This is a genomic window from Micromonospora sp. BS32, assembly GCF_059089345.1.
Genome location: NZ_JBSSHR010000003.1, coordinates 336,220 through 360,599, shown reverse-complemented (window position 1 = coordinate 360,599; position 24,380 = coordinate 336,220). Strand labels below are relative to the sequence as shown.

Sequence of the window (24,380 nt, the reverse complement as noted above, 5' to 3'; positions counted from 1 at the left end):
TAATGTAGCGATCGTTCCAGTTGTAGTGGCCGCTACGGTAGGCTCCGCTCCTAGCGTCGTCAAGACATCAGCCGGAAACACAGGGGAGCGAGCAATGACGGAATCTCGGGGCGAACGCAAGCGCCGGGCCAACGGCGAGGAGTCCCGCCGGCGCATCCTCGACGCCGCCGCCGAGATCGCCGGTGAGCGCGGCTACGAGGGCACCAGCATCGCGCTGGTCAGCGAGAAGTGCGGCCTGCCCGCCAGCTCGATCTACTGGCACTTCAAGAACAAGGACGACCTCATCGCCGCCGTCATCGAGCGCAGCTTCGACATCTGGGTCGACGTACTCGCCCTCCCCGGCGACGACAGCGAGCCGATGCCGGAACGCCTCGCCGCGATGGCGGTGAAGGTCGCCAAGACCCTGCTGGACTCGCCCGACTTCCTTCGCCTCGGGCTCATGCTCACCCTCGAGCGCCGCCCGGAGGAGCCCAGCGCCCGGCGCGTGTTCCTGCAGGTCCGGGAGATCGCCCGCGCGCGGCTCGCCGCCGTGCTCGCCAAGGTCGCCCCGGACGCCGACCGGGACACGATCGAAACGATCACCACGTACGCCATCGCCGCCACCGACGGGCTGTTCATCGCCAAGGAGATCGGCGGCGACAGCGTCGACCTGCCGCGGCTGTTCGAACTGCTCGGCCGCACCCTGTACTACAGCCTCACCCGCCTGACCGGCGGCAGTCCCGCCACGGAGGCCCCATGACCACCGGCACCACCGATCCCGTAGCCGCAGCCTTTCGTCGGTTGCGCACCGCCGTGCAGACCCGCACGCCGTGTCCGCCGGTTCGCGACCTCATCGGCCCCGACGACGAGACCCTCGCCTACGCCGTTCAGCGCCGGTTGACCGAGGCCCGGGTCCGGGACGGCAGGCGGCCGGTCGGGCGCAAGGTCGGGCTCACCTCCCTGGCAGTGCAGCGCCAGCTCGGCGTCGACCGGCCCGACTTCGGCATGCTCTTCGACGACATGGCGTGCGCGGAGTCCGCGGTGATCAGCCTCGACCGGCTGCTGCAACCCCGCGTCGAGGCCGAGATCGCCTTCGTCCTCGCCGACGACGTCGTCGACCCGGGCGTCACCGCCGCCACCGTGCGCCGGCGGGTCGCCTACGCGGTGCCCGCGCTGGAGATCGTGGACAGCCGCATCGCCGGCTGGGACATCAGCTTCGCCGACACCGTCGCCGACAACGGCTCAAGCGGCCTGTTCGTCCTCGGCGCCGACGGGGTCCCCCTCGACGCCGTCGAACCGGCGGCGGTGCGGATGACCATGTTCGTGGACGGTGTGCCCGCCTCGACCGGCTCGGGCGAGGCGTGCCTCGGCGACCCGCTGGAGGCCCTCGCCTGGCTCGCCCGGACCGCCCTGGCCCACGACGACCCGCTCCGCGCCGGCGACGTCGTGCTCTCCGGCGCACTCGGGCCGATGGTCCGGGTCGACCAGGCCATGCACGTCCGCGCAGACCTCACCGGCCTCGGCAGCGTCGAGGCCACCTTCACCACCCCCGTCACGAAAGGCGGCAGTTGATGTCGCGTACGAAGGTCGCCGTCATCGGATCCGGCAACATCGGCACGGACCTGATGATCAAAGTCCTGCGCCTGTCGCAGCACCTCGAGATGGCCGCGATGGTCGGCATCGACCCCGCCTCTGACGGCCTCGCCCGGGCCCGCCGCCTCGGCGTGCCCACCACCGCCGAGGGGGTTGCCGGCCTCATCGCGATGCCCGATTTCGCCGACATCGCCGTGGTCTTCGACGCCACCTCGGCCGGGGCGCACCGGGCCAACGCCGCCGCCCTCGCCCCGTACGGCAAGCGGCTCGTCGACCTCACCCCGGCCGCGATCGGCCCGTACGTCGTACCCGCGGTGAACCTCGACGCGCACCTGGACGCCGGCAACGTCAACATGGTCACCTGCGGGGGACAGGCCACCATCCCCGTCGTCGCGGCCGTGTCCCGCGTGACGCCCGTGCCGTACGCCGAGATCGTCGCCTCGATCGCCTCCCGGTCGGCCGGTCCCGGCACCCGCGCCAACATCGACGAGTTCACCGAGACCACGGCCGCCGCCATCGAACAGGTCGGTGGTGCCCGGCGCGGCAAGGCGATCATCATCCTCAACCCGGCCGAGCCGCCGATGATCATGCGGGACACCGTGCAGTGCCTCATCGGCCCCGCCGACCACGAGGCCGTCCGGGCAAGCATCGAGCAGATGATCAGCGACGTCGCCGCGTACGTCCCCGGCTACCGCCTCAAGCAGCCTGTGCAGTTCACCCCGGTGGCACCGGACGAGCCGGTGCACACCCTGCTGCCCGACGACACGACACCGGTCGCCACCAAGGTGAGTGTCCTGCTAGAGGTGGAAGGCGCCGCCCACTACCTCCCCGCCTACGCCGGCAACCTCGACATCATGACCTCCGCGGCACTTCGGGTCGCCGAACGCCTCACCGCAGCCCAGGGAGCCATCCGATGACCGCTACCGCACCCGCCCGCCGCCTGTTCATCCAGGACGTCACCCTGCGCGACGGCATGCACGCCACCCGGCACCGCATCACCCCGGCCGACGTCACCCGGATCGTCACCGCCCTCGACGCCGCCGGCGTCGACGGCATCGAGGTCGCCCACGGCGACGGGCTCGCCGGCGGCAGCCTCACCTACGGCCCCGGCAGCCACACCGACCGGCAGTGGATCGAAGCCGCCGCGGCCGCCGTCACCCGCGCCCGCCTCACCACCCTGCTCCTGCCCGGCATCGGCACCATCCACGACCTCAAACAGGCCCACGCCCTCGGCGTACGGTCGGTCCGGGTGGCCACCCACTGCACCGAGGCGGACATCGCCGCCCAGCACATCGCCACGGCCCGCGAGCTGGGCATGGACGTGTCGGGATTCCTCATGATGAGCCACCTCGCCGAGCCCAAGGGGCTCGCCGCCCAGGCCAAGCTCATGGAGTCCTACGGCGCGCACTGCGTCTACGTCACCGACTCCGGCGGGCGGCTCACCATGGACGGCGTCCGCGACCGGGTGCGCGCCTACCGGGACGTCCTCGACCCGGGCACGGAGATCGGCGTCCACGCCCACGAGAACCTGTCCCTCTCCGTGGCCAACAGCCTCGTCGCGGTCGAGGAGGGCGTCACCCGCGTCGACGCGTCACTCGCCGGCCATGGCGCCGGCGCCGGCAACTGTCCGATCGAACCGTTCATCGCCGTGGCCACCCTGCAAGGCTGGCAACACGGCTGCGACCTGTTCGCCCTCCAGGACGCCGCCGACGACCTCGTCCGCCCGCTGCAGGACCGACCCGTCCGCGTCGACCGGGAAACCCTCACCCTCGGCTACGCCGGCGTCTACTCCAGCTTCCTGCGCCATTCCGAAGCCGCCGCACGGCAGTACGGGCTCGATGCCCGGGACATCCTGCGCGAAGTCGGCCGGCGCAAACTCATCGGCGGCCAGGAAGACATGATCATGGACATCGCCCTCGACCTCACCCAGAGATGACCGTCCGATGAGGCGGAGCTCGACGAAAAGCGGATCGCCGCCTCCTAATCTCTGGCACATCGATGTCAGCGGCAATGCGCTGACCAGGGCTTCCTGCTCGCTGGCCAAGGTCAGGTCCGTCCACTGCGGACGCCCGACGCTTCTAGCCGCGGGAGGTGAGACAGGGGTCCTTCTTCGTGCTACTCCTGCGTTCGCTCGGGATGCATCCCGCTCACCATCGAGTGCCCCGGCACTTTGAGGCAGTTTGCCCCTGGCTCGGCACCACAGACGGGGCAGGGGCGGTACGTCTCGGTCGGCCCCGGATCGTGCCCCAGCGAGCGAGCCACCGAAGTGACCTCCTTGGCCGCCTGGTGCAGCCCGTCGTCCTGGTACTTAACGGCGGCCAGGTGAATCCGCTGGAGCGCGTCCCGCGCTACCTGCGTCGGATCGGACACTTGGACTCCCCCTTTCCCGATCCAGCGTTCCCGTTGCGAGGGCCGTCACACATCGACGTTGACGTGCGAAAACGTGGCAGGCGAGGATTAGCGCGACCCGCATCCGTCCCGGCCGGCATCCCGGGCCGATGCCACTCCGCCCACTACCGGCAAGTCGCAGGCCGGCTTCGCCTCGGTAGCGATGCGGCTGACCGCTTCGCATGAAAGTCCGGGTCCGTGGGCGGTTATGGGCGAAGGCCGCACCGCGCGATCGCGGGTCCCGCTGTCTCAGGACGGAACACATCAACAGCGATCAGCGTCGGACGTCGTTGGGATGCATGGTCGCGAACGACATGCACCGTGATACTGGCGCTGGTCCTGACCGATGTGCGCCGCTGAGGTCCCGCCAGCACTTACGGTGAGGAGCATGTTGCAGGAGTCCTGGCAGGAGGGCGGTGAGTGGAGCTGTATCCATTCGTCGAGTCACACGGCCTGATCGGCGACCTGCAGACGGCGGCGCTGATCGCGGACGACGGCACTCTTGACTGGTTCTGCGCGCCGCGGTTCGACTCGCCCAGCGTGTTCGCCGGACTGCTCGACCACAAAAACGGCGGGTATTTCCGTATCGCGCCCCATGGCGCCGACTACGTCAGGAAGGAGCAGTTGTACCTTCCGGGGACACCGATCCTGATCACCCGTTTCCTGACTCCCGCCGGCGTGGGCGAGGTCATCGACTTCATGCCGGTGGCCGGCGATACGGCGACCGATCGCCATCGCCTCGTCCGGCTGATCAGCGTGGTTCGGGGCACCATGCAGTTCCGGATGGATTGCCAGCCGCGCTTCAACTATGGGCGCGACCCGCACGAGGTCGAGATGTACGCCGACGGCGCCGTTTTCCGCAGCCCGACGCTCAGCATGACGGCGCATCGGGTCCGCCACGCCGACCAGCCCCCGGACGAAGTCGCGATCGAACGCGACGGCGACGGGGTGCGAGCCTTCGCCACCCTGCGCGAGGGTGCCACCAGCGGGGTGCTCGTCGAAACCGGGTCGACCGAGCCACCCCGGCTCATCAGACCGGCGGAAATTCGGTCCATGTACGAGCAGACCCGGGATTTCTGGCGGGGCTGGCTCGGCGGCTCCTGCTATGTCGGACGGTGGCGGGAAGCGGTGGAGCGCTCCGCCCTGACGCTGAAGCTTTTGACGTACGCGCCGACCGGTGCCCTGATCGCCGCTCCCACCGCCGGCCTGCCGGAGCAGATCGGCGGGACGCGGAACTGGGACTACCGGTACACCTGGGTCCGCGACGCCTCGTGGTCGGTCTATGCCCTGCTCGGGCTCGGCTTCACCGAGGAAGCGCGCCGATATCTGCGATGGCTCAACGACCGGATCTCCGAGGCGGCAGACCGCGCAGCACCGCTGCACCCCATGTACCGCGTCGACGGCTCGACAGCCCTAGACGAGGAGGAGCTCGACCACCTCGAGGGCTACCTACGCTCCCGCCCCGTGCGGATCGGCAACGCCGCCGCCGACCAGCTCCAGCTCGACATTTACGGCGAAGCGCTGAGCGCCATCCACTTGGCTGACACGCAGGGGCTGCGCACCTCCTATCAGGCGTGGCTCAACACGGCGAAGGTCGTCGACTGGCTCTGCGAGCACTGGGACAGACCCGATCAAGGGATCTGGGAGACCCGGGGCGGCCGCCGGGACTTCACCTTCGGCCGCCTCATGTCCTGGGTCGCTCTCGACCGGGCCATCCGCCTCGCTCAGCGGCACGGGGTACCCGCCGACATCGACCGCTGGACCACCGAACGAACCACGATCTACCGCCAGATCATGAGCCGGGGATACCACCCCGGACGCCGAGCGTTCGTGCAGCACTACGGCAGCAACGTCCTGGACGCGGCGCTGCTCTCCATGCCGAGCGTGGGGTTCATCGCGCCCGACGATCCGATGTGGCAGTCCACACTGCGGGCAATGGACCACGAGCTCGTCTCCGACAGCCTGGTCTACCGGTACAACCCCTCCGCGTCGCCCGACGGCCTGCGCGGCAGCGAAGGCACCTTCAGCATGTGCACCTTCTGGTACGTCGAAGCCCTGGCCCGCTCGGGACGTGTCGACGACGCGCTGATCAATTTCGAGAAGATGCTCACCTACAGCACCCACCTCGGTCTTTACGGGGAGGAGATCGGCCCGACCGGCGAGCAGCTCGGCAACTTTCCCCAAGCCTTCAGTCACCTTGCGCTGATCAACGCCGCGTTGACCCTCGATCAACTCATACCCGCTCCACCGGCACCGTGTCGCGTGCCGCCCTACCCCATGGTCGAGCGAGCTTCACTGCGCCGGTGAAGATTCGCCCGGGGTGCCTGCGGCGAGTCCTGATCACCTCGATGCCCTCGGCGGTGAACGCCGCGTCGAAGCCCTCGGTGAACTTCGTATCCCGGTCGCGCAGCAGGAACCGCTGCCCACCCGCGCACTGGTCGAGATCCATCAGCAAATCCGTACGAGGTTGGCCGGCTTGGCCAGCGGCGCTGACGCTCGCTCCGTGAGCGGCGGGATTCGGGCGGGATTCCCCGATAGGTCAGATCCGCGGGGCGGGTGGCGCGGGCTCCTGGCCTCGGGCGCGTCGATAGCGGCGATGGGACGGGGCCGACGCCGGGGACGTGTGGTCGATCGGCGCTCCGTGCCGGCCAGAGTCGCTGGCCGCGAGGCTGACGCGTCCGCCTCGCAGCGGATGGGGCTCAGCTGCGCGAGGAACTACATCAGCGGGGCGGCTCGGGCTCTCGCCCGCGAGCGCGCCATGCGTCCGCGACGACGATTCCGACCAGCACGGCCGTGGCGCCCGCACCGGCGACCAGCGGAGGAGCGTGCCACACGGCCGGGATCAGCAGGCCGAGGGCGAGGAGCCCGATCAGCCGTGACGGGGAGATCCGGCCGAAGACCTGCAGCTCGAAGGGAGCCCGCCCGACCAGGAAGAGTGCCGGACCGCCGAGGATCGCCACCAGCCAGTTCGGTTCCGGCCGGCCGGTGGGCTCGATGATGTACAACTCGAAGCCGACGCCAGCGAGGACGACACCGGAGATCATGATCAGATGATTCAAGGCGGCCGTCACGGATTGCCGGGCCGGATCGCGGGCGGCGGTGATGGCCAGCGGCAGGAGCAGGCCGGCCCGGTAGAAGTAGATGCGCCAGAGCTGCACGATGCCGACGAAGGCCAGCGCGAACCCCATCCCGTGGGGGAGGGTGATGTCGCTGTCGGAGAACGCCAGGCCGGACACGAAGACGGCCTCGCCCAAGCTGATCAAGAAAATCTGCTGCAACCGCTCGGCCAGGTGCTCGCCCGCGACCTGTGTGCCGGCCCATCGGCGAAAGCCGACCACGAACCCGGGGAACTCGATGGCCAGCGCAAGTGCCCAGAGCGCACCGCGCAGAAGCGGGTCGTGCAGCAACGCCCCCGCGATCCACGGAACTGTGCTTCCGCCGAGCGACAGCAACCCCGGTAGTGCGGACCCCTCGGTCCGCACTTGCCTGACCAAGAAATAGACCAACAGACGGCTGACCCGCACCGCAACCCACGCACCGGCGAAGACCAGGGCCCGCTCCTCGAACCCCTGCGGCACCGAAACCGCCATGACGGTGGCACCGGCCATCGAGGAGAACACGAAGAACTGACCCGGCCGCGAATCCGGACGCACCCGGCTGGTCAACGCGGCAGTGGTCTGCCACATGAGCCAGAGCCCCAGAAACAGCAGAAGGGTCTCAGCGAACTCATTGAACCCGAGCCCCCCGGAGTGGAAGTCGTCCAACAGCCGCAAGCTGATCCGGTTGAGCGCGAAGACGAAGACGAGATCGAAGAACAGCTCCAGGATGCTCGCCCGCTGCCAGTTGACCTCCTCCCGTACGTGCCGCTCGCGGCCCGGCTCATCCATCCGTCATCAGTCTGGTTCGCCGCCGCAGGCGCGCACGGCGTTCCCCTGCCTCGGCAAGCCCAGACCTCCGGCCAGGAAACACGAGGTGGAGTAGCCGCGGCGGGAGGCGATAAACCTGCCGTGTCCGGCGCCCCTCGCGCCGATCGCTGCGGTGCTGGGTGGGCTGCGCCAGTAATTCCCCAGTAACGGTCCAGCCGTAGCCTGCCCGACCAGGCCAGCTCCCTGCTTTCCCGTCGCCCCTCCGGCGGTCTCCCGTGAAGCGGAGTTGCCGGCTTGCCCCTGTATCGGCGATCGAGGAGCCGTATAAATGCACTTCCCCCGTTCACCCCTGCGGCGCGCGGCCACCGCCTGGGCGGCGGTTGCCGTCACCGTCGTCGGCGTACTCGCCGCGCCGGCCGCGACCGCCGCACCCCGGCACCATGCGGCCGTCGACCCGGGTCTCGCCGCCGCCGTTGCCGCCGGTCAGGAGGCGACCTTCTTCGTCGTCCTGGAGAGCCGTCCCGACCTGTCCGGTGCCATTCGCCAGCGCGGCAAGGAGCGGAAGGCCGCCGCGTACCAGACGCTGCGCGCCGAGGCCGCCCGGGACCAGAGCTCGCTGGCCCGCTACCTGGACCGGGCGAAGGTCGGCTACGAGTCGTACTGGATCGCGAACGCCGTGAAGGTCACCGGCGGTCGGGACCTGGTCGAGCGGCTCGCCGCCCGGCCCGATGTCGCCGCCCTGCGGCGGGAGCAGCGCTACGCCATCGACACCGTCGCGATGGGCGCCGTCACCACGACCGAGGTCACCGACCCGGAGTGGGGCGTCAAGGACATCGGCGCCGACCAGGTCTGGTCCCAGTACGCCGACCACGGCGAGGGCGTCGTCATTGCCAACATCGACTCGGGCGTGGAGTTCAACCACCCGGCCCTGGCGGGCAACTACCGGGGCAGCCTCGGCGACGGCACCTACAACCACAACTACAACTGGTACGACGCGAGCGGCGAGTGCCCCGACAGCGGCACCCCCTGCGACAACAACGGCCACGGCACCCACACCATGGGCACCATGGTCGGCGCGGGCGGGATCGGCGTCGCTCCGGCCGCGAAGTGGGTCGCCGTCAAGGGCTGCGAGGCCAACTACTGCACGGACACCTCGCTGTTGAAGGCCGGCCAGTGGATTCTCGCGCCGACCGACCAGAATGGGCAGAACCCCCGGCCCGATCTCGCCCCGGACATCGTCAACAACTCGTGGGGCGGCGGGAACACCACCTTCTACCAGGACATGATCGAGGCCTGGAACGCGGCCGGCATCTTCGAGGCGTTCGCCGCCGGCAACGCCGGCAACGGATTGTCCTGTTCGACCACCGAGGCGCCGGGTGCCCAGGCCCCGTCGTACGGGGTCGGCGCGTACGACGCGACCGGGGCCATCGCCTACTTCTCGGGCTTCGGCCCGTCCCTTGTCGACGGGTCCATGAAGCCGAACATCGCCGCGCCCGGCGTCAACGTCCGCTCCGCCTGGCCGGGCGGCGGGTACCGGGCGATCTCCGGTACGTCCATGGCGACCCCGCATGTCGCCGGTGCCGTCGCCCTGCTCTGGTCCGCGGCCCCCTCCCTCGTCGGCGACATCGACGCCACCCGGGCCGTCCTGAACGACTCCGCGCGGGACGTCGACGACACCCACTGCGGCGGCACCGCCGACGCCAACAACGTCTGGGGCGAGGGCAAGCTCGACGTCTTCGCCGCCGTCGACCAGGCCCCACACACCGCGGCCACCATCACCGGCACCGCCACCGACCGGGTCACCGGCGCCGGCCTGGCCGGAATCACCATCACCGCTATGGGCCAGAGCGGCCAGCGGACCGTGACCACGAATGCCTCGGGCGCCTACCGGCTGGTCCTGGCGGCCGGCGCGTACACCCTGACCAGCGTCAGCTACGGCTACCGCACGGCCACGGAGAACCTCACCGTCACCGACGGCCAGGCCCTCTCCCACGACATCGCGCTGGACGCCGTTCCCCGGCACGCCGTGACCGGCACGGTGTACGACGCGACGGGCAAGCCGCTGGCCGGTGCCAGCGTACGGATCGTCGAGGCGCCGCTCGCCCCGGCCGTGTCGGACGCCGCCGGCGCCTTCCGTTTCCCGGCCGTCGCCGAAGGATCCTTCACCCTGGTGGCGACGCCCGCCGCGCCGGTCCTGTGCAACGGCAGCTATCAGCAGGCCCTGACCGTGGACGGCGATGAGAGCGTGCCGGTCCGACTGCCCGCCCACAGCGACGCCTTCGGCAACAGCTGCCTGCCCGCCGCGTACTCCTGGGTCAGCGGCGCCACCAAGGTCGCCCTCTCCGGTGACGAGAACGCCAAGACCGTCGCCCTGCCGTTCCCGGTGGGCTTCTACGGCGTCTCGTACAACCAGGCGAGCCTCACCACCAACGGGCTGGTGAACTTCCTCGCCCCGCGGCTCGGCGACTACGTCAACACCGCCTTGCCGGCGGCGTCGCAGCCGAACGGCATCCTCGCTGCCTACTGGGACGACCTCGTCCTCGACAAGAGGTCGGCCGTGAAGACCGCTGTCACCGGCACGGCCGGACAGCGGAAGTTCGCGATCGTCTGGGAGAACGCGACCTTCGCCGCGGATTCGAGCCGGCGCGTGACGTTCGAGGCGGTCTTCGAAGAGGCGACCGGCGCGATCGTCCTGCAGTACCAGTCCATCGACGGCGCCTCGGCGCTGGAGAAGGGCGGATCAGCAACCGTCGGCATCGAGAACCAGGCCGGCACCGATGCCGTGCAGTACTCCTTCAACGAACCGGTCATCACCGACCACAGCGCCCTCCGTATCACCCTCAAGGCGGCATGATGAAGAACCGATCCCGAGGCGCCGTGCGCCTCGCCTCTGCCCTGCTCGCGCCCGGGCTCGCGCTTGCCGCGCTCCCCGCGATCACCAACCCGGCGTACGCCGAGGACGGGTCGCAGGCGCGAATCCTGACCGAGGCCCAGGCCGCTGAACTCGAAAGTCGGTTCGAGGCCGCCCCCGCTGCCCAGCAGGCGACCGCGCCGAGCGACACCGCCGAACCGCCGGCCGAGCAGGTGCAGGAAGCGACACCCGTCACCCTCACCGAGGCGTCCGCGCTGGAGACGTACCGGGGGAACGCCGAAACCGCCCAACTCGGCGGCGGCAACGGCGACTTCCTCGGCGTGCACAGTCTCGGCATGATCACCCGTTTCACGACGGACGGCCGGACGGTGTGGAAGCGCGACAACGAGTCCTTCTACGCCGACTGGCAGGTCATGCCGCTGCGGCCGTGGGAGCGAGAGCCGTATCCGGCTCGGATCACCATCGGCTACGAGGCCAACAGTCCGTACGCGGACCTCGCCGACCGGGGCTTCGCGCAGGGCGACCTGACCGGCGACGGGGTGGCTGACGTCGTCTTCACGGCGAGGGTGGGCTCCAACCCGTACCGCCCGTTCAGGTCCCCGGGCTCCTCCCTGACGACGGGTAGCTTCGTCACCGTCCTCGACGGGAAGACCGGGGCGACCCTGTGGTCGCGGATCTTCCCCGACGCCCAGCAGGTCGCCCTCGCCGGCACGACCCTGCTCGTCGCCGACCAGCCGTCCAACAACTTCGGCGCCGACCAGACGTTGACGACGAAGTTGTACGGCTTCCGCTTCACGTTCGCCGACGGGCGACTGACCCCGGCGGCGACCTGGTCGTACGACACCGGCCAGCGCGACGGCCGGTGGGCCTCGGTCACCGCGCTCTCCGACACCGCGGCAGCCCTCTCCTGGTACGTGCGGAAGACCGACACCGACCCGGCCGCGAGCCAGACCCTCGTGATCGACACGGCGAACGGCGCGCCGCGTTGGCAGACCGCCGGCACGATGTACGGGCGGGAGGCGGTCGTCGACCCATCCCGGAACCGGCTCGTCGCCATCGAGCAGTCCGACTACACCGACGGGGTGCTGTACCAGCTGGTCGGCTACGACCTGGCCAACGGCGTCCGGACCGTGCTCGATGAGCGGGTCAACGCGGTCGGTACCGAGCTGGCGGTCGGCGAGCTGAAGGGCGGCGACGGCGTCGAGTACGCGGTCGCCGAAGCCACCTTCGACGACGACCTCGACATCAACGCGGCGACGGTGCGCGGCCTGCGCGGTGACGGCGGGACGGAACTCTGGTCGTACACGCTGAAGCGGGACGAGTCGAACGACCGGGATGGTGACAGCGTTCTCGGCCTGCGGATCGCGAACGGCAAGGCCATCGCCTCGTACGTGACGACCGCGGACAAGGGCCGCGCCGTCAACTCGGGGACCCGCCGCTACGGCACGATCACCGTGCTCAGCGGCACGGACGGTTCGGTGCGGTGGTCGCAGAAGGGCGTGGTCGCCTCCCCGATCTACGCCGAGCCGTACCAGGCCGGCACCGACTGGCTGGTACGCACCATCGACAACGACCAGAACATCCACTTCTACCGGCTGGACAACGGCACGTCGGCGGGGCTCGTACCGCTCCTTGCCGACCTGTCCACCGGCGTCGCGGTCGACGTGAACGCAGACGGCCGCAAGGACCTGCTGGTTGGCGGCCAGTCCCGCGGCCTGTGGGCGTTCGACGGTCCGTCGCTGGTTGCGGGCAAGCCACGGGTGCTGTGGCAGGCCACCCTGCCCGGCCCCGTGTACGGCGACATCGTGCTGGGTGACACGGACGGTGACGGACGCCGCGACGACCTGGTGGTGGCCGCCGAGACCGCCGCGGTGATCATCGACAGCACCACCGGTCGGGTCAGGGTGACCATCGATCAGCCGGGGCAGGTCGTCCGCTCGGTGACCGTGGCCGATCTGAACGGCGACGGCGCCGACGACGTGCTCGTGCCGACCGACGCCGTCCGCGCCTACCGGGGTGGTGGCCGCCAACTGTGGTCCTACGCTCCCCAGAGCACGGGGCCGGTGGCCTTCTCGGACCTGGCGGTGGCCGGCGGCCGGGTGGTCGGTTCGTACCAGACGGCCTACCAGCGGGAGCCCGTCACGGTCGGGCAGATGGCTCTGGACGCCCGGACCGGTACGGTCGCCTGGACCGCCAGGCCGGTGTGGACGGGTAGCGACCCGAAGATCTACGGTGCGCAGCTCTTCCACGGCGTGTACGCCTCGCCCGCGATCCCGTACGCGGACGGGCATGCGGCCGTGGCCACCTGGATGGTGCGCGACGACAACGGCTGGTGGCGGGAGTTCTTCGAGTTCCGCGACGTCCGCACGGGCGGGGTGGTGAAGACCGCGATCGGTGGTGGAACCCTCACACTCGGCAACTGGTTCACCGGCGACGAGGGTCTGATCCTCACCGGAACGGCCTCGCTGCAAACCTTCGGCGCGGACGGCAACGACTACCTGATCTACACGCTGCCGACCATCCACCGAGGCGGTTTCGCGACCGGTCCCGGTGGGCGCCGGCTGCTCGTCGGTGGGACGGAAGGCGCGTTCTACATCTGGGACTCCGGCGTACTCAAGGGCGGTCATTACCCGGATCACGAGGCCCGGCTGCAGCGGTACGCGACCCAGAACGTGCTGATCGCGGACCTCACCGGTGACGGCGTGGACGAGGTCGTCGGCCTGCACAACGAAAACCTGGGGCAGGACCGGATGGCCGAACTGTCCGGCAGCCGGTACGAACTGGGGGTCGACAACCGGATTCACGGAATGGTCACGGGCGTTGTGACCGCTTCCTGACTTGACACCGCTGATGGGGGCTCCCGCTATTGTGGGGCCCTCATCAGCGTAGGGAGACCCGGGTGCTGCGGCTGCACCTCCTCGGCGGGTTCCGGGTCCACCGGAACGACGGGCCACCGCTCGCGGAGCGGTGGCCGCGGCCGAGCGCCCGGACGCTGCTCAAGTTGCTCGCAGTCGCCCCGGGGCACCGCCTCCATCGCGAGGAGGCGATGGAGATCTGCTGGCCGGACGCCGATCCGCAGGCGGCGCTGCGCAGCCTGCGGGTGGCGCTGCACGCCGCCCGCCGGGCCGTCGAACCGGAACTCGCGCCCCGGGCCACGTCGTCCTATCTGATCGGCGAGGGGGCGCTGCTGCGGTTGGACCCGCACACCGTATGGATCGACGCCGATGAAGCCGAACGGCTTGCGGAGGCAGCGCACGCGCATGGCGGCCGAGCAGAACTGGCGGCCGCGCTCGACGCGTTCACCGGCGAGCTTCTTCCCGAGGACCGGTACGCGCCGTGGTCGCGGGCCCGCCGGGAACGACTGGCCGGGCTGCGGGAGAAGACCCTCCGTGCACTGGCCGCCGCGCATCTTGAAGCGGGCGCCACCGAGGAAGCGGTGGAGGCAGCCGAGCAGGTCCTGGCGGCCTCACCCACCGAGGAGTACGCCCACCGCGTCCTGATCGAGGCGTTCCTCCGGCAGGGGCTCCGACGCCGGGCCGTGCACCAGTACCACCTGTGCCGGGAGGCACTGGACGCGGAGATCGGGGTGCGGCCGGGCGCCGAGACGGAAGCGCTGTACCGCCGAGCCCTCGCCGCGCCGACCTCGGCCGCCCGGTCGGGACAGCCGGCGCTGCCGGCGGCGGTGCGGCTACCACCCGCCCTGCCGCTGCGGGGTCGCGATGACGTGCTGGCCGTGCTGCTGAAGGTCGACACCACGCCCGTCCTCCTCGTCACCGGCGAGGCCGGGCTCGGCAAGACGCGCCTCGTTGCCGAGGCGGCCCGCCGGGCCGCCGAAAAGGGGACGGTCGTGCTGTGGGGCGCCGGCCACGACGCGGAAGGGCGCCGGCCGTACGGCCCGTTCGCGGAGGCGGTTGAGGGCTGGTTGGCGGACCGGTCCCTTGAGGAACGGGCCAGCATGGGCGCGGAGTATCCGGAACTGGCCGGGCTCCTGCCGTTGGGCAGGGTGGAGCCGAGGTCGTGGCGCAGCCCCGAGGAGGAGCGGGACCGACTGTTCCAGGCAGCGGCCGCGCTGTTCGGGGAACTGGCGGCGGAGCGGCCAGTCATGGTGGTGCTGGACGACCTCCATGCCGCGGACGCGGGCTCGTTCCAGCTCCTCAGCTACCTCGCCCGGCGGGCCCGGGGCAACGGAACCGGTTGGCGGTTTCTCGCCACGCTGCGCCCCGAGGAGCTGCCGGACTCCGATCCCCGCCGGCACACGTTGGACGTGCTGGTCCGCCAGTCGCTCGCCCGGGCTGTCGCACCACCCCGCCTGCCCCGGGAGGCGTGTCTCGAGCTCGCGGCCGACGCGCTCGGCTCCTCGGCCGCTGCCGTACCCGAACGGGTGTGGGAACTGTCCCTGGGTAATCCACTCTTCGCCCTGGAACTGGCGCGTGCGCTGCGGGACGGAGTCGTGGGCGTCTCGGGAGCACCCGAGGGAATCCGGCAGGTGGTCGCCCAGCGGCTCGGACGACTCGACCCGGCAGCCCGCCGAGTGGTGGACGTGGTCGCGGTGGCGGGTCAGGACGCGGCACTCGCCGAGGTCCTGGACGTCGCCCGGCGTTGCGGGCAGCCGCAGCTGTCGGCGGCCGAGGCGACGGAGGCCGTGGAGGCTGCTGTCGCCGCCTCGGTGCTGGAGGAGCGGCCGGTCGCCGTCGAGGGCCGTCCGGTGGCCGGGCTTGCCTTCCGCCATCCCCTGATCCGGATGACCTGCTACCAGATGCTGTCGGCGGCCCGGCGACAGCTGCTGCACTCCGCGTACGCGGAGGCGGTGCTCCGGCGCCGGCCGGATGCCGTGGACACGCTCGCCGTCCAGTTGACGGGCGCTGACGACCCGCGCGCCACCGGGTATCTGCGGCGGGCAGCGGAACGGGCGGCGGCGCATCACGCGAACGACACCGCAGACCGCTACTACACGGAGCTCACCGACCGGCTCGACGCGCTCGTCGCCGAATCGGCGCGCGTACGGATGGACCACAGCGCCGTGCTGCGCCGGATGGGCCGGTTCGAGGACGCGGCCCGGCTGCTCCGCGAGGCTCTGACGGAGATGGAGCACCACGGCGACCGGGACGGACGGGTTCTCGCCGCCGCCCGGCTCGCCGAACTCATGGCGAAGACCCGGAGCACGGACGAGGGTCTGCGGTTGCTCGATGCCGCTCCGCCCGCTGCCGACACGCCGGCGGCGACGGCGAGCGCCCACCATCTGGCCAGGGCTGTGCTCTGTTTCGTCGCCGGCCGGTACGAGGAGTCAGTGGCGGCCGCGCGGGCGGCGGAAACCGCAGCACAGGCCGTGGCGGATCCGGAGCGGCGGGGGCTGCTGGCCCGGGCGTTGGCGATGCGCGCGACGTCCCTGGGCCTGGCCGGGCGGTTCCGGAAGACGGGCCTGGTCGCGCAACGCGCCCTGCCGCACGCGAAGGCGTACGGCGATCCGCAGCTACTCGCCCTGGTCCTCTCGGTCCTGCGGGAGATCGCTCTTCGGGCCGGGCGGTTACGGGAGGCCATCGACACCGGACGGCGGGCGTTGGACCTCGCCGAGCGGTCGGGCGATCCGACGGCGACCGTCTTCGAGCGGGCGAACCTGGCCAAGATCCATCTGATGATGGAGGAGACAGCCGAGGCCCGGGACCTGGCCGAGGCCGCGGCGCGGGAGACGGGGCCGGGCCTCGGCTGGTGCGTGCCGTACGCCCTGGCAGCCCTCGCCCGGGTGCGGATCCGGATGGGAGAGCCCGGTGCGGGGGTGCTGCTGGACGAGGCCGAGCGCGCGGCGCGCGCGCAGGGGGACTTTCAAGCCCAGGACGAGGTGCGGTCGGTGCGCGCCGAGTTGGCGTTGCAGGAGGGGCGCCGGGAGGAGGCGTCAGCGCTCCTGGCAGATCGAACGACGAGGTCGGCGCACCTGACGGCCCGCGCGTGGTTGGCATGCGGGCGCGTCCAGGAGGCTGTCGAGGTGGCGGCGGCGGAGGCTGCACGCGCGGAGCGGGCGGGGGAGCGGCTTGCGGAGACGGACGCGCGGACGGTGCACGCTGCCGCCCTGGCGGAGCTGGGCCGCGAGCGGGATGCGGCGGACGCTTTCCGCCGGGCGGCCGCCTTGGCAGAAGCCCTTCCGTACCCAGCCGCCGCTCGCCGCCTGGCGTTGCTACGTCGTGGACTGCGCATGACCGCAAGCCAGTGAGCCGGGACCAGGTACCTGATACTTCTCCTTGATCGCCGTCCGGACGTCCCGGACCCACCGACGAAGTCACGGGCCACAGGTGCAGGTCAGCGGGCGGTTGCGGGCGGGAGGTGAGCCTCGAGGCCCGCGATGAGGGTCTGGACCGCCAACTCGAAACTGTCATTGGCGTCCGCGCGGGATGCGGCGGTCGGTTCCGCCCGTCCCGGCGCGGGTCGCATGGCGGCGAGGCGACCGAGGGTTCCGTTGATCTCGGCGAGGAGGAAGCCGGAGAAGAGGCTGGTGAGGACCGCTCCGACGGGGGCGACCTCCGTGGCCGGCACGCCCGCGCTGGTGAGGATGCCGGTCAGCCCGGTCCAGAACGGGTCTTCCGGCTCGATGAAGTCCGGACTGCCCAGGCTGTGCACGATGAGGTTGGGGTGCCGGTGCGCCAGCGCCCGGAAGTCCCCCGCGAACCGGTGCAGCTGTTCCTGCCAGGTCCCACCGTCGACCTGCGGCTCAAACTGCGCGGCGACGAGGTTCTTGACGCCGCGTAGCAGCGCGGCCTTGTTCGGCACGTGGTGGTAGAGCGACATCGGGTTGACGCCCAGCACCGCGGCCAGCTTCCGCATGCTCAGCGCGCCCACCCCGTCGGCGTCTATCAGCCGGAGCGCAGCGGTGTAGATGCCCTTTTCGGTGAGACGTGCGTCTCCTCGGCCGCCTGAGGCGTGTCCAGTTGTAGCCATACACCGTATGTTAGCAGTAGCCATACAGCGTATGGCTGACGTCCGGCACCCGGATCCATTGGCCGGTCACCGCCGGCAACCTCAGGAAAGGAACCCACGTGTCGAGCAACCTCACGACCATCCCCGCCCCGCGCGGAGTTCCGATCGTCGGAAACGCGCTGCAGATCCCGTCCGACGGACCGGCGGCGTTCTTCGAGGAGACGGCCGGTCAGTTCCCCGAGGGCATCTACCGGCTGGCGCTGCCCGGCCGCGAGCTCGTCCTGGTTTCGGACCCGGACCTCGTGGCGGAGTTGTGCGACGAGTCGCGCTTCTACAAGCCGATCGAGAAGCCGCACAGCGACGTGCGGGCGATCGCCGGCGACGGCCTGTTCACCGCGAGGGGGGACGAGCCGAGCTGGGGCAAGGCGCACCGGATCCTGATGCCCGCGTTCAGCCAACGGTCGATGAAGTCGTACTTCCCGGAGATGCTCGAGGTTGCCGATGCGCTGGTCGGCAAGTGGCGGCGCGACGAGGGCAAGGACCTCGACGTCGTTGCCGACATGACCCGGCTGACCCTCGACACGATCGGAATCACCGGCTTCGACTACCGGTTCGACTCCTTCGGCAGCGAGGAGGTGCACCCGTTCCTGCAGGCCCTGGCGGACTCCCTGCACGAGGCCATGGGGCGGCTGAAGCAGCCACCCTTCGTCACCGCGATGCGGCGCCGGCAGATTCGGACCTTCGAGGAGAACGTCCGCGTCATGCACTCGCTCGTCGAGGAGGTCATCCGCGAGCGCCGCGCGGGTGGGGGCGATGACCGCCGCGACCTGCTCAGCCTGATGCTCGGCGCGGTCGACCCCGAGACCGGCGAGCCGCTGTCCGACGAGAACATCCGCAACAACGTGGTGACGTTCCTCATCGCCGGGCACGAGACCACCAGCGGTCTGCTGTCGTACGCCCTGTACCAGCTGCTGCGCAACCCGCACGTGCTGGCCCAGGCGTACGCGGAGGTCGACCGGCTGCTGCCCGGTGACACGGTCCCCACCTATGAGACGATCATGAAGCTGAACGTGATCCCGCGGGTCCTGGACGAGACCCTGCGCCTGTGGGGCCCCATCCCGGCGATCGCCCTGGCACCGTACGAGGACACCGTGCTCGGTGGCCGGTACGCACTGCCGAAGGACCAGCAGGTCATGGTCGTGATCCCGGCGCTGCACAAGCACCCCAAGGCGTGGGACCGGCCGACCGAGTTCGACATCGACCGGTGGCTGCCGGAGAACATCGCCCAGCACCACCCGCACGCCTACAAGCCGTTCGGCAACGGCGAGCGGGCCTGCATCGGCCGGCAGTTCGCCCTCACCGAGGCGCGGCTGGCCCTGGCCCTGGTCCTGCAGAACTTCGCGATCATCGACCAGAACGACTACCAGATCAAGGTCAAGGAGACGCTCACCCGCAAGCCGGAGAACTTCCTGGTGCGGGTGCGCTCCCGCCAGCCGTACGAGCGATTCGACACCGAGGTGCGGGCGGTGCCGGAGCCGCAGGCGGCGGCGGCTGCGGTGAACGTCGTCGGCGTCACGCTGTGCGTCGCGTACGGCTCGAACCTGGGCGCGTCGGAGGATCTCGCGCGGCAGCTGGCCGGCCGGGCCGAGCAGTCCGGCTTCGACACCACCGTGCTCACGCTGGATGAACTGGCCGACAACCCGCCCACCGACGGGATCCTCGTCGTGGTCACGCCGAGCTACAACGGCAAGGCCCCCGACAACGCGCAGCGCTTCGACGCCCTCGCCGCCGCCGGCGGACTGACCGGGGATTCGATGTCGAAGGTGCGGTTCGCGGTGCTCGGCAACGGCAACACGCACTGGCTCACCTACCAGGCATTTCCCAAGCGGGTGGAGGCGGCGCTGCTGGCGGCCGGGGCCACGCCGATCGTGCCGCGCGGTGAGGTCGACGCGAATGGCGACTTCGACGGCATGGCGACCACCTGGATGAATGCACTGTGGACGACGCTGGCCGAGCAGTACGGTGCGGACACCAGCGCCGTCACCGGCCCACGACTGTCGCTGGAGGTCCTCACCGAGGCGCAGGTTCGCCCGGCAGTGGTCTCCGAGAAGGCATACCCGATCACCGTCGTGGCCAGCGAGGAGCTGGTCGGCGACCCGACCGGGCTGTGGGACTTCAGCGTGGAGGCACCCCGCCCGCAGGCGCTGTCGATCACCGTCGAGCTGCCCGACGGGGTCGGCTACGAGACCGGCAACCACGTCGCCGTCTTCGGCAAGAACGACCCCGAGCTGGTGACGCGGACGCTGCGGCTGCTGCGGGTACCCCGCGACCAGGTGGTCCGGCTGCGCCGCGGGGACGCCAGCGCCGGCACCCACCTGCCCATCGACCAGCCCGTGACCGCGGAGCTGCTGCTGACGGAGTTCGTCGAGCTGCAGGAGGTGGCGACCCGCACGCACCTGCGGGCGCTGGCCGAGCACACCCAGTGCCCGTGGACCACCGGCCAACTGCAGGGGTACCTCGACGACACCGACGAGGCGCGCCAGCGCTACCAGGACGAGATCCTCGCCAAGCGGGTCTCGGTACTCATCCTGCTGGAGCGGTTCCCCGCCGTCGAGTTGCCGCTGGCCGCCTTCCTGGAGCTGGCCGGGCCGATCCGGCCCCGGTTCTACTCCATCTCCTCCGCCGCCATGGTCGAGCCGAACCGGCCGCGACTGACCGTCGGCCTGGTGGAGGGTACGGCCCTGTCCGGCGACGGGGAGTACCGCGGCCTGGCCTCGCAGTACCTGGCCCGGCTGCGGCCCGGCGACGTGTTCTTCGGGTACGTCCGGGTTCCGGCCCCGCCGTTCCACCCGCCGGCCGACCCGACCACACCGATGATCCTCGTCGGTCCCGGCACCGGCTTCGCCCCGCTGCGCGGCTTCCTCGAGGAGCGCGCCGCCCAGCAGGCGAGCGGTGTCGAGGTCGGTCTGTCGAAGGTGTTCTACGGCTGCCGGCACCCGCAGCACGACTGGTTCTACCGCGACGAGATGCGGGCCTGGGAACAGGCTGGCGTCGCCGAGGTGCACCTGGCGTTCTCCACCGTGCCCGGTCACCCGCACAAGTACGTCCAGGACACCATCACCGCCGACGCGGACGCCATCTGGGACGCGATCCAGAACGGCGCCCACATCTACGTCTGCGGCGACGGCCGGCGGATGGCCCCATCGGTACGCCAGGCGCTGGCCGGCATCTACCGCAGCCACACGGGCGGCAGTGCCGACGACGCCGAGAAGTGGCTCGACCAGCTCGACGCCGACGGGCGCTACCAGCAGGACGTCTTCGCCTGATCACCCATGCCGAGCGGCGCGAGAGCGCCGCATCCGGACACCATGCCCCGTGCGGTGGGGGCGACCGTACGCACCGCGAGACAAGGAGAACGTCATGTCCACCATGCTTGCCGGCCGACTCGACTACAAGACAGGCACGTTCGCCATGGAGGAGGTACCCGTCCCGCAGCCCGGACCGGGCCAGGTGCGGATCAAGGTCGCCGCGGCCGGCATCTGCCTGTCCGACGTCCACCTCATCGACGGGAGCCTGCGGCTGGACACCGCCGTGGAGAAGGTGACCCTGGGGCACGAGGTGGCCGGCGTGATCGACGCCGTCGGGGCGCAGGTGCCCGCCGATTGGCAGGTCGGGCGGCGCGTGCTGCTGCAGGCCGGCCAGCCCTGCGGCGCCTGCCCGCCCTGCCTCCTCGGGCGGGTGGGCCAGTGCCAGCACCCGCTGACCCGCGGGGTCGACTACGACGGCGGCTGGGCCGAGTACGCCATCGCCGACCATTTCACCCTGGTCGGCGTACCCGACGATCTCCCGCTGGAGCAGGCCGCGATCATCCCCGACGCGGTCTCCACCCCCTGGGGTGCGATCGTCGGCACCGGTGACGTACGCCCCACCCAGGCGGTCGGCGTGTGGGGGCTGGGCGGTCTGGGGGCCCACGCGGTGCAGTTGCTGCGTCTCGTCGGGGCCGCCCCGATCGTCGCCGTGGATCCCCTGGCGGATGCCCGGGCGCGGGCCCTCGCCCTGGGTGCCGACCACGTCCTCGACCCCAGCGCCGCCGACTTCGCCGAGCAGGTCCGCCGGATCACCGGCGGGCGCGGCCTCGACGTCGCCTTCGACCTGGCCGGTGCCCCGCCGGTCTGGACCCAGGCCCAGACCGTCCTCGCCAACGAGGGCAAGCTGGTCCTGGTCGGGCTGGCGCCCCAACCGCTGACCATTCACCAGACCACCCTGTTCAGCTTTCTGAAGCAGCAGGTCCGTGGCCACTACGGCAGCGCACCGGAGCACGTCGAGCAGCTCGTGTCCCTGGTGGGCCACCATCGCCTCGACCTCTCCGGGTCGATCAGCGACGTGCTCCCGCTGTCCGAGGCCCCCCGAGGCGTCGAACGGCTCGTGAAGAAAGAAGGCAGCCCGATCCGGCTGATCCTCAAGCCCTGAGACCTACTGCGGGTCGTGAGGCTCTCGCCTCCTACTCCGCAAGTCGACGTTGGCATGCCGGCAGGGTGGGTCACCCTGCCGGCACAGCCTGGACAAGGAGACCGGCTTTGGCTTGAATACCCGGCTGCCAGTTGCATTTCACCACGAACGAGGATCATGGATGTGGGGTCGAACTCGTCCCTCGGACACCACGAAGATCGACGGTGCGAGCCAGGCGTATCGCACGGCATTCGTTTCCGGGCGACGGTGGCCGGTTGCACCGCTGGGGCGGGCCGTCGATGCCGACCTCGGCATGGTGCTGTCCCTGCCGACACGCGCCGTGCCACCTAGGACCGGATCCCGATTCAGCCGCGAGCGTGCTGGTGGGACGCGGGTGAGACGGTTCGCTGTTCACATGGTGTCAAGGTGCCCGATGACGTGGTCGCCGAGCCCGTCGATGAACCCGACCGGGTCGGTGCCGAAGGGCATCACGTGCACCTCGGTGATGCCGACCTCTGCGTACCCGGCCATCTGGTCGGCGAAGACCTTGCCGCTCTCCGCATCGGGGTTCAGCGGCCCGGTCCACAGCACCGTCTTACGGATCCGGTCGAAGTCGGACCCTTCCCGTTCGCAGTGCGCGGCGAGAACGTCGAGCTTCGCCTTCACCTGCCCGGGACTGGACTGTGGCCCGGCGAACAGGTTGCTGGCGTCGGCGTAGCGGGCGAGCAGGCGCAGGGTCTTCTTCTCTCCGCCGCCGCCGACCATGATCGGCGGGTGGGGGCGGCGCAGCGGCTGTGGCGAGTTGACCGTTTCGGCGAGCTGGTAGTGCCTGCCCTCGAACGGGCCGTTGTCGTCGCTCCACATCTGGTGCACGATCCGCAGCGTCTCCTCCAGCCGCTCGAAGCGTTCCTTCAACGGTGGGAAGGGCACGCCGAACGCGGCATGTTCGCGTTCGTACCAGGCGGCACCCAGGCCGAGCGCCGCGCGCCCGCCGGACAGCACGTCCAGGGTGGAGACGATCTTCGCCAGCAGGCCGGGGTGACGGTACGTGATCCCCGTGACCAGCAACTGCAGCTCGACGGTGCTGGTGTGCGCGGCGAGGAAGCCGAGTGTGGTGTAGCCCTCGAGCATGGGTGCGTCGGCATTGCCGAGACCCATACCTTCAATCTGGAGGTAGTGATCCATCGCCGACAGGTTCGCCACTCCCGCGGTTTCGGCGGCGGCGCCGACCCGGGCCAACGTCGGCCCGATCGACGCGGGGCCGCCCGGGAAGTCGAAGTTGATCAGATGTACACCTAGCTTCATCGTTCTGCTCTCTCCTGCCGGGCGTGGATAAGACCCGGGATCGTGTCGTCCCCGGACCTGACGCTAGAGGGTGATCAAGGCCGTGGGGGCGGGTTCGCCGACGGCCACCGTGATCAGGGCTGTACGTGTGCAGGCAGGCCGACCAGGTCGGCGCTGACCTGCCACAGCCGAGCTGCGGCGGTCGTGTCGTACGAGGACCTGTTCGAGGTCTTCGGTTTCCGGTTGGCGAAGTACCGACCCGTGACGCCCTCCACATCGGGGGACGATGCGAGGTAAATCGGGGTGGCCGCACCCTGCGCGGGAGTCTTCATGAATGGACGGGCGGCGAAGGTCAGGGCGCCCATCATCGCCGTGGGATCTTCGGCGCCGAAGGCCGTGCGTACCACGCCGGGGTGCAGCACGGTGGCGGTGACGCCGGTGCCGTCCAGACGTCGGGCGAGTTCGTAGGTGAACATGACGTTGGCCAGCTTCGACTGGTTGTAGGCCCGCTGGCCCGAATACTTCCGCTCGCCCAGCAGGTCGTCGAAGTCAATCTTTCCCATGGCCTGCGCGCCGGAGGAGACCGTGATGATCCGCGCGGGGACGCTCTCCTTCAGACGGTCCAGCAGCAGGTTGGTCAGGAGGAACGGCGCGAGGTGATTGAGCGCGAGGGTGCGCTCCAGCCCGTCGGCGGTCAGGTGCCGGTGGGCCCAGAACCCACCGACGTTGTTGACCAACACATCCAGTCGCGGATACGCCTGCAGCACGTCGGCGGCCAGTCGCCGAACCTCGGCCTGTGACGACAGTTCGGCGATGAACACGTCGACCTGGTCATTGCCCGACGCCGCGCGGATGTCCGCGGCGGCCCGCTCGGCGCGGGCTCGGTCGCGGCCGGTGACGCCGACCCGGGCGCCCAGGGCGGCAAGGCCGACGGCGGTGGCCTTACCGATGCCGCCCGTGCCGCCGGTGACCAGGACGGTCTTGCCGGTCATGAGAGGAGTGGAAGCCATTGTCGCTCCTTGGCTGGCTGCAATGCGCGACGG

The 24,380-nt window shown here is 70.5% G+C and carries 15 protein-coding genes; 10 read left to right on the top strand and 5 right to left on the bottom strand.

Features of this window, described 5'->3' with window-relative positions:
* The first annotated feature begins 94 nt into the window (after positions 1 to 94).
* Genes AC5RWQ_RS07115 through dmpG form a run of 4 tightly spaced genes read left to right on the top strand, consistent with a single transcriptional unit; the run spans position 95 to position 3,508 of the window.
* Entirely contained in the window at positions 95 to 739 is a 645-nt protein-coding gene (locus AC5RWQ_RS07115; RefSeq protein ID WP_494281929.1) for a TetR/AcrR family transcriptional regulator, read from the top strand.
* A complete protein-coding gene (locus tag AC5RWQ_RS07110) occupies positions 736 to 1,551 on the top strand; it encodes a 2-keto-4-pentenoate hydratase (protein ID WP_494281928.1) in 816 nt (271 codons plus the stop codon). Before AC5RWQ_RS07115 ends, AC5RWQ_RS07110 begins: the two co-directional genes overlap by 4 nt.
* A complete protein-coding gene (locus AC5RWQ_RS07105; protein WP_494281927.1) occupies positions 1,551 to 2,489 on the top strand; it encodes an acetaldehyde dehydrogenase (acetylating) in 939 nt (312 codons plus the stop codon). The genes AC5RWQ_RS07110 and AC5RWQ_RS07105 overlap by 1 nt, the downstream gene beginning before the upstream one ends.
* The gene (dmpG, locus tag AC5RWQ_RS07100) at positions 2,486 to 3,508 is read left to right on the top strand and encodes a 4-hydroxy-2-oxovalerate aldolase (protein ID WP_494281926.1); all 1,023 of its coding nucleotides are present in this window, start codon (positions 2,486 to 2,488) and stop codon (positions 3,506 to 3,508) included. Before AC5RWQ_RS07105 ends, dmpG begins: the two co-directional genes overlap by 4 nt.
* Before the next feature lie 179 nt (positions 3,509 to 3,687).
* Here the strand turns inward: dmpG and AC5RWQ_RS07095 are convergent, their stop codons facing one another.
* Positions 3,688 to 3,834 carry a zinc finger domain-containing protein gene (locus tag AC5RWQ_RS07095; RefSeq protein WP_494282036.1) on the bottom strand — a complete coding sequence of 49 codons (147 nt, stop codon included), beginning with the start codon at positions 3,832 to 3,834 and terminating at the stop codon, positions 3,688 to 3,690.
* A 546-nt stretch (positions 3,835 to 4,380) separates the two neighbouring features.
* Here AC5RWQ_RS07095 and AC5RWQ_RS07090 point away from each other — a divergent pair.
* Positions 4,381 to 6,267, top strand: a complete 1,887-nt coding sequence (locus tag AC5RWQ_RS07090) for a glycoside hydrolase family 15 protein (RefSeq protein ID WP_494281925.1) — start codon at positions 4,381 to 4,383, stop codon at positions 6,265 to 6,267.
* A gap of 413 nt (positions 6,268 to 6,680) precedes the next feature.
* On the opposite strand, the gene AC5RWQ_RS07085 is transcribed toward AC5RWQ_RS07090, so the two are convergent.
* A complete protein-coding gene (locus AC5RWQ_RS07085; RefSeq protein ID WP_494281924.1) occupies positions 6,681 to 7,847 on the bottom strand; it encodes a low temperature requirement protein A in 1,167 nt (388 codons plus the stop codon).
* Between the two features lie 307 nt (positions 7,848 to 8,154).
* Between AC5RWQ_RS07085 and AC5RWQ_RS07080 the strand changes: the two genes are divergently transcribed.
* From AC5RWQ_RS07080 to AC5RWQ_RS07070, 3 genes are all read left to right on the top strand, one after another.
* Positions 8,155 to 10,680 (top strand): S8 family serine peptidase, encoded by a 2,526-nt coding sequence (locus tag AC5RWQ_RS07080; RefSeq protein ID WP_494281923.1) that lies wholly within the window; start codon positions 8,155 to 8,157, stop codon positions 10,678 to 10,680.
* Positions 10,680 to 13,535: a hypothetical protein gene (locus AC5RWQ_RS07075; RefSeq protein ID WP_494281922.1), complete on the top strand. Its 2,856-nt coding sequence runs from the start codon at positions 10,680 to 10,682 to the stop codon at positions 13,533 to 13,535. Before AC5RWQ_RS07080 ends, AC5RWQ_RS07075 begins: the two co-directional genes overlap by 1 nt.
* Positions 13,536 to 13,597: 62 nt before the next feature.
* Entirely contained in the window at positions 13,598 to 16,903 is a 3,306-nt protein-coding gene (locus AC5RWQ_RS07070; protein WP_494281921.1) for an ATP-binding protein, read from the top strand.
* A gap of 86 nt (positions 16,904 to 16,989) precedes the next feature.
* Here the strand turns inward: AC5RWQ_RS07070 and AC5RWQ_RS07065 are convergent, their stop codons facing one another.
* Entirely contained in the window at positions 16,990 to 17,625 is a 636-nt protein-coding gene (locus tag AC5RWQ_RS07065) for a TetR/AcrR family transcriptional regulator (RefSeq protein WP_494281920.1), read from the bottom strand.
* A 98-nt stretch (positions 17,626 to 17,723) separates the two neighbouring features.
* Here AC5RWQ_RS07065 and AC5RWQ_RS07060 point away from each other — a divergent pair, with 98 nt between their 5' ends.
* Together AC5RWQ_RS07060 and AC5RWQ_RS07055 are read left to right on the top strand one after the other, a co-directional pair.
* Positions 17,724 to 20,930: a bifunctional cytochrome P450/NADPH--P450 reductase gene (locus AC5RWQ_RS07060; protein WP_494281919.1), complete on the top strand. Its 3,207-nt coding sequence runs from the start codon at positions 17,724 to 17,726 to the stop codon at positions 20,928 to 20,930.
* Positions 20,931 to 21,024: 94 nt separating this feature from the next.
* Positions 21,025 to 22,074, top strand: a complete 1,050-nt coding sequence (locus tag AC5RWQ_RS07055; protein ID WP_494281918.1) for a zinc-binding dehydrogenase — start codon at positions 21,025 to 21,027, stop codon at positions 22,072 to 22,074.
* Positions 22,075 to 22,464: 390 nt separating this feature from the next.
* Here the strand turns inward: AC5RWQ_RS07055 and AC5RWQ_RS07050 are convergent, their stop codons facing one another.
* A complete protein-coding gene (locus tag AC5RWQ_RS07050; RefSeq protein ID WP_494281917.1) occupies positions 22,465 to 23,358 on the bottom strand; it encodes an LLM class F420-dependent oxidoreductase in 894 nt (297 codons plus the stop codon).
* Between the two features lie 113 nt (positions 23,359 to 23,471).
* Entirely contained in the window at positions 23,472 to 24,347 is an 876-nt protein-coding gene (locus AC5RWQ_RS07045; RefSeq protein ID WP_494281916.1) for an SDR family oxidoreductase, read from the bottom strand.
* Positions 24,348 to 24,380 lie beyond the last annotated feature (33 nt).